The 13,431-nt window shown below is 40.8% G+C and carries 12 protein-coding genes; 5 read left to right on the forward strand and 7 right to left on the reverse strand.

The genetic code is table 11. The features are described from left to right. The first annotated feature begins 93 nt into the window (after positions 1–93). Positions 94–288 (forward strand): DUF4250 domain-containing protein, encoded by a 195-nt coding sequence (locus tag VCA1004_RS05210; protein WP_086984450.1) that lies wholly within the window; start codon positions 94–96, stop codon positions 286–288. A 341-nt stretch (positions 289–629) separates the two neighbouring features. On the opposite strand, the gene metR is transcribed toward VCA1004_RS05210, so the two are convergent. Continuing rightward, complete coding sequence (gene metR / locus VCA1004_RS05220) at positions 630–1,541, reverse strand: HTH-type transcriptional regulator MetR (RefSeq protein ID WP_086984449.1); 912 nt, start codon at positions 1,539–1,541, stop codon at positions 630–632. Between the two features lie 268 nt (positions 1,542–1,809). Here metR and metE point away from each other — a divergent pair, with 268 nt between their 5' ends. Then, positions 1,810–4,188, forward strand: a complete 2,379-nt coding sequence (gene metE / locus VCA1004_RS05225; protein ID WP_086984448.1) for a 5-methyltetrahydropteroyltriglutamate--homocysteine S-methyltransferase — start codon at positions 1,810–1,812, stop codon at positions 4,186–4,188. A gap of 81 nt (positions 4,189–4,269) precedes the next feature. Here metE and VCA1004_RS05230 read toward each other — a convergent pair whose 3' ends face one another. Together VCA1004_RS05230 and VCA1004_RS05235 are read right to left on the reverse strand one after the other, a co-directional pair. Next, entirely contained in the window at positions 4,270–5,064 is a 795-nt protein-coding gene (locus VCA1004_RS05230) for a hypothetical protein (RefSeq protein WP_086984447.1), read from the reverse strand. 268 nt (positions 5,065–5,332) lie between these two features. Then, on the reverse strand, positions 5,333–5,785 hold the full coding sequence (locus tag VCA1004_RS05235; RefSeq protein WP_086984446.1) for an META domain-containing protein: 453 nt from the start codon (positions 5,783–5,785) through the stop codon (positions 5,333–5,335). Positions 5,786–5,951: 166 nt separating this feature from the next. On the opposite strand from VCA1004_RS05235, the gene VCA1004_RS05240 reads away from it, so the two are divergent. Beyond that, positions 5,952–6,212, forward strand: coding sequence for a DUF1289 domain-containing protein (locus tag VCA1004_RS05240; RefSeq protein ID WP_086984445.1), 261 nt, complete (start codon positions 5,952–5,954; stop codon positions 6,210–6,212). A 158-nt stretch (positions 6,213–6,370) separates the two neighbouring features. Here VCA1004_RS05240 and VCA1004_RS05245 read toward each other — a convergent pair whose 3' ends face one another. The 4 genes from VCA1004_RS05245 to VCA1004_RS05260 all read right to left on the reverse strand — a co-directional run bounded on the left by VCA1004_RS05245 (position 6,371) and on the right by VCA1004_RS05260 (position 10,564). Then, the gene (locus VCA1004_RS05245; RefSeq protein WP_086984444.1) at positions 6,371–6,580 is read right to left on the reverse strand and encodes a hypothetical protein; all 210 of its coding nucleotides are present in this window, start codon (positions 6,578–6,580) and stop codon (positions 6,371–6,373) included. Between the two features lie 327 nt (positions 6,581–6,907). After that, positions 6,908–7,186, reverse strand: coding sequence for a 50S ribosomal protein L25 (gene rplY, locus VCA1004_RS05250; RefSeq protein ID WP_086984443.1), 279 nt, complete (start codon positions 7,184–7,186; stop codon positions 6,908–6,910). A gap of 170 nt (positions 7,187–7,356) precedes the next feature. Beyond that, positions 7,357–9,147, reverse strand: a complete 1,791-nt coding sequence (locus tag VCA1004_RS05255) for a DEAD/DEAH box helicase (protein ID WP_086984442.1) — start codon at positions 9,145–9,147, stop codon at positions 7,357–7,359. Positions 9,148–9,325: 178 nt separating this feature from the next. After that, on the reverse strand, positions 9,326–10,564 hold the full coding sequence (locus VCA1004_RS05260; protein ID WP_086984441.1) for an outer membrane protein transport protein: 1,239 nt from the start codon (positions 10,562–10,564) through the stop codon (positions 9,326–9,328). A gap of 725 nt (positions 10,565–11,289) precedes the next feature. Here VCA1004_RS05260 and rsuA point away from each other — a divergent pair. Both rsuA and VCA1004_RS05270 read left to right on the forward strand, forming a co-directional pair. Beyond that, a complete protein-coding gene (rsuA, locus tag VCA1004_RS05265; protein WP_086984440.1) occupies positions 11,290–11,988 on the forward strand; it encodes a 16S rRNA pseudouridine(516) synthase RsuA in 699 nt (232 codons plus the stop codon). A 221-nt stretch (positions 11,989–12,209) separates the two neighbouring features. Continuing rightward, positions 12,210–13,400 carry a Bcr/CflA family multidrug efflux MFS transporter gene (locus VCA1004_RS05270; RefSeq protein WP_086984439.1) on the forward strand — a complete coding sequence of 397 codons (1,191 nt, stop codon included), beginning with the start codon at positions 12,210–12,212 and terminating at the stop codon, positions 13,398–13,400. Positions 13,401–13,431 lie beyond the last annotated feature (31 nt).

A 13,431-nucleotide genomic window follows, 5' to 3' on the forward strand; every position in this document is an offset into this window, starting at 1 on the left:
ATGAAAAGCGGTGACTTTTTATCCTCTATCACAGAGTTTTACGTTAACTCGAACTACGCTTAATGAAGGTATTTCTTCATAAGGAGTAGACGCATGGACTTGAGTAATATTCAACGTTGGGATAGCGTTATTTTACTAGGTATTGTTAACGAAAAGCTCAGACTCGAATGTGACAGCTTTGATGAACTCGTCACCATGTATGAAATGGATGTTGAAGATTTGGTCGGTAAACTTGATGTGTTAGGTTATCAATACGATCCTTTAACCAATCAGTTTAAGGCGAGGTGAAGAAAAGCGGGTTTCTAGGGTCTGGTTCCTAGTTCCTAGGGGTAGGTACTTAATATTTACAGTAATAAAAATAGACACCTTACTTGCTTTAATATGGTTGTCACGGAAAACTGTCCTCCAGGAACCAGGAACCAGGAACCAGGAACCAGGAACCAGGAACCAGGAACCAGGAACCAGGAACCAGGAACCAGGAACCAGGAACCAGGAACCAGGAACCAGGAACCAGGAACCAGGAACCAGGAACCAGGAACCAGGAACCAGGAACCAGGAACCAGGAACCAGGAACCAGGAACCAGGAACCAGGAACCAGGAACCAGGAACCAGGAACCAGGAACCAGGAACTAGGGACTTTTTATCCCATCTAAATGACTTTGGCACTGCAGTTTAGCGGTGCTGAAGAAGGCCTGTAAGTAACGTTTTTCTTTTTCCGCATGTCTTGTGGCGGCAAATAAGCGACGCCATAACCCTTTACCTAATGGTTTACTGGTGATTAATCCTTGGCGAGAAAATTCGCTGATTGCCCAGTTTGGGAGGGCGGCCACCCCTAATCCAGCCGAGACCATTTGTACTAACATCAGGGTATTGTCGGCTTGCTTCCATTTTGCAGGCTCAATACCGGCGGGTTGCAAAAAATGTTTTACTACATCTAGGCGTTGCTTTTGCACAGGATAAGAGAGCATGGTTTGAGTGGCTAAATCTTGAGGTTCAATCACGGTTTTATCCGCAAGAGGGTGATTAGTGGCGGTGATGAGGCGCATTTCAAAATCAAATAAAGGTTCGTAATGCACTTCTGAGCGAGGCTGAATATCCGATGTGATCACTAAATCAAGATCGCCAGAAACTAAAGCGGGTAAAGGTTCAAACCCAAAACCTGAAGAAAAATCTAAAGCCACACTTGGCCAAGCGATTTGGTATTCTTTCAATGCTGGCATCAACCATTGAAAACATGAGTGACACTCTATCGCCATGTGCAAACGTCCATTCACATCTTCTTTTAAACTGGCAATGTCATTTTCTGCTCTGGCTATTTTAGGCAGCACTTCATCAGCTAACTGAAGTAAAATCGTCCCTTCTTGAGTAAATTTAATCGGCCGAGTTTTACGTAAAAACAGTTTACCGCCTATGCGAGATTCTAGGTCTTTTAATTGGTGTGACAGCGCTGATTGCGTTAGGTGCAATGAAGTTGCGGTTGCCGTTAATGAGCCAGTATCACGCAATACGCTAATTGTCCTTAAATGCTTTATCTCTATCATTATTCATCCTCATGATGAAAATTATTCCTTTAGATTTATTCATAAACTACGCCGGAAAACCCCATTTGTAAACGTCTAGACGTCTATTTTTATTTTAAAAGTCAGTTGAATTGAAATAAATTCATAATCAATGTGAATGATTAGACATTGCTCCTAGCTGAGCAAAACGTAATGATTTGGCCATCTAGATGGATTTCTTCGAGAAGTAAAAGCGAGGTGATCCAACAGCGAAAGCGCCGTGTGCCGTTTATAAAATAAGGATATCGACATGACCAATCATTCAAAAACAACGACTCATATTCTTGGCTACCCACGCATTGGTGAAAAGCGTGAATTAAAGTTTGCTCAAGAACAATTTTGGAAAGGAGAGATAACGCAAAAGGAACTTAAGCAAGTTGGTACGGAGTTGCGCAGTCGGCATTGGAAGGATCAAGCTGTCAGTGGGTTAAGCTATGTCACTGCGGGTGATTTTGCTTGGTATGACCATGTGTTAACCACCAGTTTGTTACTCGGGCATGTACCGGCGCGTCATTCCAATGGCGGTTTCCCCAATTTAGATACTTTATTTAAAATGGCGCGAGGTCAATCGGTTAATACAGAACAAATCAATCGTGAGCACACTAACACCGAGTCGAGTCAGTGTGGCTGTGGGGTTGGGCATGACGAGTCAGCTAATGCAGCGGCTTGTGATATGACCAAATGGTTTAATACCAACTATCACTATATTGTGCCGGAGTTTCGTCAAGACGACAGTTTTCAAGTCAGTTGGCCACAACTATTTGATGAAGTCAGTCAAGCCATTCAAGCGGGACATAAAGTTAAGCCCGTTCTACTTGGACCACTGAGCTATTTATACCTAGGTAAAGAAGTCAATGAAGAAGAGGTCAACAATGGCTTTGATCGCCTGTCTTTATTGGCCCGTTTGTTACCTGCTTATCAAGCAATTTTAAGCAAATTAGCCGCTTTGGGGGTTGAATGGGTACAAATTGATGAACCTATTTTAAGCCTCGAGTTAGAGGATAAATGGTCCGGTGCTTTTAAGTTGGCTTATCAAATCTTAGCGGGCGATGTGAAGCTATTGCTCACTAGCTATTTTGATTCAGTGGAAGACAATCTAAGTCAAATTATCGAATTGCCGGTGGATGGGTTGCACATTGATCTTTCTGCCGCGCCTCAGCAGCTCGATGCAGTGAATAATGCGATTCCGCAAGATTGGGTATTGTCGGTAGGGGTGATTAATGGCCGCAATGTATGGCGTGCGGATCTCCAATCGTGGCTTGAGAAACTGCAACCAGTAAAAGCACAACGTGGTGATAAATTATGGCTCGCCAGTTCTTGTTCGTTATTGCATAGTCCTATGGACTTAGAGCTTGAAACTGAATTAACGGAAGAGGTCAAAAGTTGGTTTGCGTTTGCTAAACAAAAACTGAATGAAGTGAGCTTATTGGGAGCAGCACTCGACGGTAATACTCATGCCATTGCCGCGTGTGAAGCTTACAGCCAACCGATTAAAGCGCGTTTAACGGCAAAGCATGTCCATAAAGCGTCAGTACAAGCTCGTCTGCAATCGTTCACTCGCCAGTTGATCAATCGTAGTGCGCCGTATGTCGAGCGTGCTCATCATCAAGCGGAAGTGTTGGGGCTACCGTTATTACCTACTACAACCATAGGTTCATTCCCACAAACCGCTGATATTCGTCAACAACGTAGTGCTTTTCGTGCCGGTGAACTTACGGCAACCGATTATGAACAGGCTTTAAAAGGGCATATTCAAGACGCCGTTAAGCGTCAAGAAGCGTTGGACTTAGATGTTTTGGTTCACGGTGAAGCTGAACGTAACGACATGGTGGAATACTTTGCGGAGAATCTGGCTGGTTTTCAAGTGACGCGCTTTGGTTGGGTACAAAGTTATGGCTCGCGCTGTGTTAAACCGGCGATTGTGGTTGCTGATATTGAGCGTGAACATCCCATAACCGTCGATTGGTCGGTGTATGCGCAATCCCTAACGGCAAAACAAATAAAAGGTATGTTGACCGGGCCGGTTACTATTTTATGCTGGACCTTTCCTCGTGAAGACATTACTCGTAAAGAGATTGCCCAACAGTTGGCGTTTGCTTTACGTGATGAAGTGGATGATTTACAAAATGCAGGTATCAATATTATTCAAATTGATGAGCCTGCAATTCGTGAGGGTTTACCGTTGAAACAACGCGATCATCAAGCCTATCTTGAGTGGGCAGTAGAAGCGTTTAAACTCTCTGCTGCAATTGCTAAACCAGAAACCCAGATCCATACCCATATGTGTTATAGCGAGTTTAATGAAATTATTGATTCAGTGGCAGCGTTGGATGCCGATGTGATCACCATTGAAACCTCGCGCTCCAATATGGAATTATTAAAAGCATTCGAAGAGTTTAATTACCCGAATGAAATTGGACCTGGAGTCTATGACATTCACTCACCGAACATACCAACTCAAGAATGGATCTTGCAATTATTGGAAAGCGCCGCCAAGAAAATTCCCGTTGAGCGATTATGGGTGAATCCAGATTGTGGCTTGAAAACCCGTAACTGGCCTGAAACCGAAGCATCGTTAAAGAATATGGTGGCCGCAGCGAAAACATTACGTCAGCGTTTTAATCAATAAGTATTTGGTAGTTATTTAGGGAATGAGCTCACTATTATCGTTATTGATGATCGTGGGCTCATTGTAAACATATTCAAGCGGTTACTTGGTAATACAGATCACGTTAAAGTGAGCGCTTGGATTTTGTTTGCGAGTGATCACTTGATTGTGGATACGAGTAATGGTTTGTGACGGGGTGAGCCAGAATTGAGATTTCACCGCGTATTTCATCATAAAGCCAGTATTGGACAATATCACATTATAATCTTGTTCATTGGCAATGCGGCTATTTGCTGAGCTGCATACCGCTCGGGCTTGTTGATAAGTAAAGCTACCAAGGTTTCTTTGATTATACTTTGTTACTTTTCCTTGATAATCATCATGATAAGTGGGCAATAAGGCCATATAACCACCCAGAGAATAGACTGGTGTCATATCGGGATAGGTTAAGGTATTGTCGAGAGCGGCTGGAGGCATTGATGAGGAAAGCTGAGGTAAGGATAACGCTTGCTGCGGCGTTTGCGGTGTATAGGATTTAATTAAAGCGTCAGGATAATTGAGCGCTTGTAACCGTGATTGAACGTATTTGGCATCATCAAGGCTCAAAGGGCCTACCATCATCCTATAACCATGATTAAACGGTTGGTTTGCGATAGGGAAGGTCAGTTTATTTTGGATTACACCTTTGATATCCACATACGTATAAAAGTTGTTGGCAAACAAATATTGAACGAAATACACCGTATTCGTGTTGCTATTGTGTTCCGTTGTTAATGGAATGAGTGGGCAACTTTCACCAATGTAATATTCATCTTTGACGGAAGACTGAATAATTTGGCAAGCCTGTAAGGGATAAGAAATAAAAGCCAGTAAAGCAATAATGCTGTATTTCAACACAGTCAAACTCCATTTGATAGTGTGCTTATTCTATACTGAAATTTTGCTCAGATGTACTTGATGAGAGGGTTATTTTTGTTATCTGGTTAAGAGAATAAAAAGAAAATTTAAAATCGGAGAGAAGAAGCAGAAATAAGAAACAGAGAGAAGAAGCAGAGAGAAGAAGTAAAATGTGTTGGGTTAGTGTGAATAGGTAAGAAGAGACAATAAAAAAGTTGCAGCGTCTAAGGCTGCAACTTCAAGTCAAAATACTAGACTATTAACCGGATTAGTTTACCCAATCACTTAATGTATAAGTCAAAGTATGTTGGTCGTTTGATAGTGTTAGCGTGTCTTTTTGAAGATCGATAGTGCTCCACGCTGATAAAGTGCTTGATACTGCACGCTCAGTCGTCATGGCATCGCCCATACACATTTTCATCGTCATGGCCATTTTCTCAATGCGGAATTGACCATTTTCTGGGTTAATTTCAGCTACACCGCGGAAACCATTACAGCCAGCATTACCATGAGAATTTAAGTTCTCGCCAATTTCTAAGTCAGCTTGTGCACCGTTTTCAGCTTTAACTACGTCTTTACCGTCAATTTTAGCTAAAACCCAATGGTGATGTTGAAGATCCGTTGGTTTTACAAAGGCTGCCTTATCTGCAGTTGTTGAACATGCTGCAAGTAACATAGGAACAGTCAATGCTGTGATCAGCTTTTTCATAAATAACTCCATCAGTATAGTTGTGGGCTAATATTACCAAAAATAATAAGGATAAACATTAAATTCAATTAGTTGATGCTAACCTCACTGTTTATATTTCTTGACGTATGAAATGATTTACAGCTATTTTTCAATTAGGTATAACAAGTTAATCACTTTCTTGATGGATGGAGGACGTATGGAGCAGTTAGAGTTTTTTACGGTGCCCAGTCCATGTGTTGGTGTATGTAGCGTCGACGAAAAAGGGTATTGCAAAGGCTGCATGCGTAAACGAGAAGAAAGATTTAACTGGCTGAACTTCACTCCGGCACAACAACGGCACATCATTAAATTGTGTAAACAGCGTTATTATCGAAAACGACTGGCAATGCGTCAGCACAATATTCCGGTTCAGCAACTAGAAGACTCGGATGAATCACCACAAGGAGATTTATTTTAGATTCTTTTTAAAGTGACGCACCATCTTAAAGTAGCACACCAACTTAAACCGGATCACTAACTTAAATCGGATTACTAATTTAAAGTGGCGCGCCAACAGCCAACGCCACTCTTATCAACTTCTCATATTAATGATGTGCGTAAAGTCTTTTCGATAACTTACTCGAAATCACTTTTACACATATCAATGGCGCCATATAAATCATCATGACTGAGTCGCTTTTTATCTAATCGAGCTTTGGTCTCTGCACCTAATGCTTGTAACTTTTTGCGATTATCAGCTGTTTGCCGTAATCCTGCATGTCGTAAGCAGCTATTGAGTTCATGATCTTCACTAAAGTTAACGTATTTACTATCTAAAGATGCCATAAGAATCTCCTTCTTTGACTGGATGGGATAGAGCTAACTAAAACGAGTATAGATACTAAATTTGAAGTGAGCCGAAATTTTATGCAAATTTAAATGTTTTAACTTAAATGCAGATTGGATTTAGACCATTTTGGGGAATGATAAGAGAGAAATGGGGAGATAGGGCTAATTGGGGAGATGGGGTTAATTAATATAATGATAAAAAGGCGAAAGCCCGATGTTGGTAGCATCGGGCTTTCTAATTTTTATTGAGTTTCGATTGGTAAAGTCGAATTCAATGTTATGCAAAAGGTGGATTTATCCGAGATAAATTCTTTGGTAGAAGAATTAGATACGGATGAAGTCCATGTGCTCAACTTTTGGCTTAAACGCGTGACGTTGAACATCTTGTGGTTTCACTTTGATCTCTTGACCGTCAACCACTAGAGTGATGCCTTCGTAGAACGCAGGCTTGTCCATTTGGTTGATGATTTCGTCGTGGTCTAGAGCGATAGAAACAGGTGCTGCTTCACCACCGTAAACGATTGCTGGGAATTGGCCAGCTAGACGTAGGCGGCGGCTCGCACCCTTACCTAGTTCAGTACGTACTACTGCTTCAAATTTCATAGTATTTACTCTCAAATTAGTAAATTAAAAGATGTTTAATCACATAGCGACCTAGTGATTAATCGTTGTTCCAATCACTTTAAAAGATTAAAGCATTGAAACGAGCGCGGATACTATCATTCAACGTCGGTTTCATCAATAAAAAATAACGTGATATCAGGGGATTTCATTTAATTTAACTCATCAGAAAAGATTTTATCGCGAATTTTCCAAAATCGGCCTGATTTCCGAGCAATAATAAATAAGGGTAAACGGAAGCGATGTTGATTATTAGCCACTTGAGTGGGAGTACTATGCTCAAATGGACGATGGCGATCTGCAAGGTGAGGGCGAACAAATTGTTCAGCAAATCTTTGCTTTTGCTTCTTAGTCGTGAGTGTCCAAAATTCATGTACCAAGGCGGCAGATTGCTCATCATTACTTTCACCAGAATAGGTCACTTTGAGTTGTGATTTACCATCTTGATTTTTGTAGACCTGAAGGTTCATATCTTTGCATTCAAACACCAGGGCATCTTTGAGGTTTAGGGCATCACGCAGTTTTTTATCAGGATCGACTAAAGTGGCATCACATTGATGGCAAATTCGTGCTGCAATGTCATTATCTGCGCCACATTCAGAGCAAAATTTAGCTTTAAAGCGGTAATCACAATGTTCACGCTCACCAGTAGGAAGGTCTTGTTCATTTAGGACTTCAAAGTAGCCTTGGCAGCGGCGACCGTAATGTTCGATTAACATGCCGTTATTATCTAATTTTCCCCAGAAGGTATTATTAAACCCACAAGCCGGACAAGGGATCGTGACGCTGTCACTTGTTGGGTCAGGTTTTGTTTCTCCCACTTCTGGCTGATATAAATCGTATTGATTACCCGCATAATCTAATACTAAGCACTCTTGTTTATTTTCCGCCAAACGTAAGCCTCGACCAATAATTTGTTGGTATAAGCTGACGGATTCAGTGGGGCGTAATATCGCGATTAAATCAACGTGTGGGGCATCAAAGCCGGTCGTTAGAACAGACACATTGACTAAATATTTTATTTGACGAGTTTTAAAGTCATTAATGATTTGATCTCGTTCTTTTTGGTGTGTGTCCCCAATGACAAGTGCCGCTTGAGAGGGTGGCAATAAGCTTAAAATCTCTTGTGCGTGGCGAACGGTAGCCGCAAAAATCATGATGCCTTGTCTTTCTTTAGAAAGTTCAATGACTTGTTGTACTATTTGCGGGGTAGCTCGTTTGGATTGTTCAATGACTAAGTCTAAATCTGCTTCTTTATATCGCCCGGCTAATGCGGGCTTTAAATTGGAAAAATCATAACTGAGCACCGGGGCATCTATCATACGTGCTGGTGTTAAATACCCTTCGTCTAAGAGATATTGGATTGGCAGTTCAAAGATACAATCTCGAAAAAATCTCGGCTCTTGTGAGCGTACTTGGCCTGATTTACCACGGACTTGATATTGGTATATCCAACCCATTCCTAAGCGATAGGGGGTTGCGGTTAAACCAAGGATCTTGATGCCTGGATTGACGGTTTGTAGATGTGCAATCACTTTACGGTAACTGCTTTTGGGGTTATCAGGTACGCGATGGCATTCATCGATCACTAATAATGAAAATTGATTAGCAAAAGCCTCTAGATTTCTCACAACCGATTGTACAGAGGCAAAGACCACTTTTTCATCGGTTTCTTTACGGCCTAATCCAGCTGAGAAAATACTGCCTTTGAGTGGGCGATCGTCTGTTGAGTAACTTTCATACTTGGCATGGTTTTGTTCAACCAGTTCTTTAACGTGGGTCAACATTAACACTCGGCCTTTGGCCAAACGAGCCAACTCAGCGATGACTAGGCTTTTACCTGCACCGGTTGGCAATACGATGACGGCAGGGTCGTTGTGATGACGAAAATAATGAATGACGGCTTTAACCGAGTCGGCTTGATAAGGGCGGAGTGTGAACATCAGAAATCAGGTAATAAAATGGAATTCAGAGGATAATCGGGTTGGCAGGGAAATGCTAGAGCGTTTATCGAATCTTGGGTACTTCGTTTCTCGTGGCTCGACTTTGGTGGGGATTAATTGACTCGAAAATAGAAAACCCACCGCGAAGGTGGGTTTGTATGACGACTTCTAACCGATATTAGAAGGCGTAGTTAAGCTGAATCGCACCAATGTAAGCAGGACCAGATGAGTGGAATTCTTGTTTTCCTGCTAGCCCAGTTTCTGTGAAATTACCTGATTTCCCGTCAATATAAGCAAAACCAGCATCAAGAGATAAATCTTGAGTCCATAAGTAAGTTAAACCTGCGGTGTACCAGTAGCGGTCGGTATCTGGAATACTTAGGGTTGCTTTCCCCGCTTGTTCATCGTAAGCAAAGCCAGCACGCACTAACCATTGTTCGTTAACCGCATAAGTAGTACCGATTGACCAGCGTTGGTTATCAGAATAGCTTTCAGACTTAGTAAAGCAAGTGCCATCAGAGCAAGCATTACTTGTTGCTTTTAATTCAGAGAACTTACTGTAATTGGTCCATTGCCAGCTATAGTGAACAGCCCATTGTTGATTAAGCTGATGGAAGCCCGACAATTCTAAGATATCTGGTAGTTCAATTTCTAAATCAGCATTAGAGGTTGAGCCCGGTTGTTTCCCTGTTATTAGACCAGTTCCATCGGTAAAGTCGCCATCTTTGAATTTTAATTTGACATCTGAGCGATATGAAGCTGAGAAACGGTTATTTTTGTCAAGTTCAAATAACGCACCGACATTCCAACCGTAACCAAATGCATCACCTTCCATTTTTAATAGAGAAGTTGAACTTGGTACCCCTAGCTGGCTACCCGCAATACCGACATTTCGCTCTAATTTTGCTTTGGCATAAGTCACGTTCACACCAGCACCAATACTGAATTGTTCGTTAAGACGATAAGCAACATTAGGGTTAAATTTAAATGTGGTTAAAGAGGTATGCCCAGCCATATCGCCGCCAGAAAAATCTGATGGATAATCGGTTGATACACCGTAATCGGTGAACATGCCAATACCCCATGCCCACTTATCATTAACTGGTTGAACATAATAAAAAGCCGGAACGACTTGTGAAGGGGCGATGTCATTCGCTTCGTCACCATAGGTATTACTTTTCACATCAATCTCAGGGTCGATGTAAGAAACAGCACCAGAGAATTGAGCGCGATCAAATAACATCATAGAGGCGGCGTTTGCTGACATTTCACTCGCATTATCACCAATAGCACCATCACCAGAAAAGGCGCGACCTAATCCAGAGGCTGAGTGTTCTACTACTTGGAAACCTGCTGCATGAACTTGAGAGGCTAAAGCAATAGAAAGAGCTAATAGAGAATATTGTGTTTTTTTCATGGTTTTCCCTTACACATTATTTATTATTTGTATCGCACCGATTATGTATGGATACGTTGTTAATAGTTTTATTATTAAATGTTTTTTTTGTGTATTTAAATTTTCAAAAAATGCTACGAACTTAATAAATTTGCAATTTATCTTATTTCTCACAAGAAATCAGGTCTGACCAGTATAAATTTTTGATATTTATACTTATTTAATATTGTTTATTTGTTGGTCAAAAAATGAGATAAGGAGAGTCTAAGACTAAAGTTTAATTTTTGGCTGGCATTTTGGTTTCATTTTAGACGAAAGTCGAGGGGCTTAATTTACCTTGTGAATAATCTATTGTCTATTTATTGCGTTAATAGGATATAAAAAAATAAGGGTTAATTGTGACAAAATAATAATGAAGTATAAAATTTAATCAAATTAGATTGGGTGTGAATAAGGAGCATCTTTAAAAGGCCTGATTATTTTTGAGACATTTCTTATTTGAATGCCTGAGAATTCCTCAATATAAAGAAGTTAGAATAACCTTTCTTTGTAATGAAAGGCGGAAGGTTAGTTTTAATGGTGAAATCGCTCAACTAATACAGTAAATAGCTTTATAATGGCCAGATTGTTTCTTTTAACTTAGGTGGGGGATTTAATCGCGTTGATTAATTAGCCTTAAAGAGAAAGTTACCACCTGATATGTTAAGAGTATAAACGCCCTATTAAGGGCAAATTAAGAGGTATTCATGCGTTTAGATAAGTTTTTATGTGAAACATTAGGGGTAACAAGAAGAGAGGCTACGATCTTATTACGCCGTGGTGAAGTGACAGTCGATGGTAATGTGGTCAAAGTGGCCTCAATTAAAGTCACCGAAGCATCTCGTGTCGAATGGCAAGAGCGTTATCTTCCAATGCCTGGACCACGTTATTTTATGTTGTACAAGCCTGAAGGTTTTGTATGCTCGCATGAAGACAGTAATAACCCAACCGCATTCGTATTACTGGATGAAGTCAATATGGATAAATTGCATTTTGCCGGACGCTTAGATGTGGATACGACAGGTTTAGTGTTAATTACGGATGATGGTCAATGGTCGCACCGAATTACTTCACCAAAACACAAATGTGAGAAAACATACCGAGTTTGGTTAGAAGATGCGATTGGTGAAGACTATGCCGATCAATTAGCCCAAGGTATTCAACTTCGTAATGAAAAAGAGCTAACCTTACCCGCTAAGATGGAAGTGGTTGATTTTGCAAACAATGAATTGCTTTTGACTATCTCTGAAGGTAAGTACCACCAAGTAAAACGTATGTTTGCCGCATTGGGTAATAAAGTGGATCAACTGCATCGTGAATCGATTGGTCGTATTCAGTTAGATGAAACGTTGGAACCTGGGGAGTATCGAGCCCTGTCCAATGAAGAAATTGCCTCTATTGTATAACGAGATAGCAATATTGTAGAACTCGTAATATAGGCAAAAAATAATGATATAGACAAAACAGTGTTCTAGATAAAACGGTGCTTTAGACAGCAAGAGTACTCGAGCTAGAAACTGTTTAAGCTAAGTAATTATTATAACGGGTTGCCAAATGCACTTCTGAAAGACTTCTGCACCCATTCAATAGTGATATTAATTCAGTATCAAATTAAAAAGGATATTTTATGCCTCAAGTTGCCTTGCCAAAGAGCAATTTTTTGTTGTTTTTGATTCTTGGCTCAATTGGCTTGTTAACCCCTTTTGCCATTGATATGTATTTGCCTGCTATGCCAACGATTGCCAGCGACCTGATGGTGAATCATGGCATGGTGCAAGGGACATTAACGGCATATACGGCAGGATTTGCGTTAGGGCAATTGTTGCATGGCCCATTAGCGGATAGCTATGGACGTCGTCCTATTTTGATGATCGGGATTATATTCTTTGCTATTGCTTCCGTGATTTGTGCAACTACGACCAGTATTGAAGCATTACTGTATACTCGTTTTGCTCAAGGTTTTGCAGGAGCCGCGGCAGCCGTTATTGTACAAGCGGTGGTAAGAGACATGTTTAATAAAGAAGAGTTTGCTCGAGCGATGTCTTTTATTACTTTAGTCATTACTATTTCCCCTTTGCTTGCTCCTATGATTGGTGGTCATTTAGCGGTTTGGTTTGGTTGGCGCTCTATTTTTATGTTGCTGGCTTTGGTTTCCTTTATTGTTTTGTTAGCCGTCGTACTAAAAATTCCGGAAACACTTGCAACTGAAAATAAACAGCCATTGCATTTTAAAACCACGCTACGTAATTATTTTCGTTTATTTACCAACCCGGTGGCATTTGGCTTGATATTCTGTGGTGCATTTTCATTTGCAGGTATGTTTGCGTTTATTACCGCAGGTTCGTTTGTTTATATTGATATCTATGGTGTTAAGCCTGAATATTTTGGCTATTTATTTGCTTTAAATGTAGTAGGGATGGTAGCAATGACCAGCTTTAACGGTCGTGCTGTCCGTAAAATGGGCTCACATTGGATGTTACGTTTTGGGTTGTCTTGTCAATCTTTAGCCGCCATTGCTTTGTTGATCAGTTGGCTATGTGATTTTGGCTTGTGGGCGATTGTTCCCTGTGTCATTTTATTTGTTGGTACCATTTCTATTATAGGCAGTAACTCGATGGGGTTATTGCTCAGTAATTATCCACAAATGGCAGGCACCGCTTCCTCTTTAGCGGGCACCTTACGTTTTGGAACTGGCGCGGTGATCAGCGCAATTATTGCGATGTTACCAAGTGGTTATGTGTGGCCAATGGTCATTAGTATGTTTTTATGTGGTGTGCTTTCAATGAGCTCCTACTGGTTGTTAAGTCGCCATGCATAAAGCGTGTTTCATTGATAGAAAAAAGATTAAA

The sequence above is a fragment of the Vibrio aphrogenes genome (assembly GCF_002157735.2).
GTDB lineage: Bacteria > Pseudomonadota > Gammaproteobacteria > Enterobacterales > Vibrionaceae > Vibrio > Vibrio aphrogenes.

Bases quoted from the DNA above. Each gene is read 5' to 3' on its own strand.
- VCA1004_RS05210 (WP_086984450.1), top strand. From the start codon at position 94: ATGGACTTGAGTAATATTCAACGTTGGGATAGCGTTATTTTACTAGGT.
- metR (WP_086984449.1), bottom strand. From the start codon at position 1,541: ATGATAGAGATAAAGCATTTAAGGACAATTAGCGTATTGCGTGATACT.
- metE (WP_086984448.1), top strand. From the start codon at position 1,810: ATGACCAATCATTCAAAAACAACGACTCATATTCTTGGCTACCCACGC.
- VCA1004_RS05235 (WP_086984446.1), bottom strand. From the start codon at position 5,785: ATGGAGTTATTTATGAAAAAGCTGATCACAGCATTGACTGTTCCTATG.
- VCA1004_RS05240 (WP_086984445.1), top strand. From the start codon at position 5,952: ATGGAGCAGTTAGAGTTTTTTACGGTGCCCAGTCCATGTGTTGGTGTA.
- VCA1004_RS05245 (WP_086984444.1), bottom strand. From the start codon at position 6,580: ATGGCATCTTTAGATAGTAAATACGTTAACTTTAGTGAAGATCATGAA.
- rplY (WP_086984443.1), bottom strand. From the start codon at position 7,186: ATGAAATTTGAAGCAGTAGTACGTACTGAACTAGGTAAGGGTGCGAGC.
- VCA1004_RS05255 (WP_086984442.1), bottom strand. From the start codon at position 9,147: ATGTTCACACTCCGCCCTTATCAAGCCGACTCGGTTAAAGCCGTCATT.
- VCA1004_RS05260 (WP_086984441.1), bottom strand. From the start codon at position 10,564: ATGAAAAAAACACAATATTCTCTATTAGCTCTTTCTATTGCTTTAGCC.
- rsuA (WP_086984440.1), top strand. From the start codon at position 11,290: ATGCGTTTAGATAAGTTTTTATGTGAAACATTAGGGGTAACAAGAAGA.
- VCA1004_RS05270 (WP_086984439.1), top strand. From the start codon at position 12,210: ATGCCTCAAGTTGCCTTGCCAAAGAGCAATTTTTTGTTGTTTTTGATT.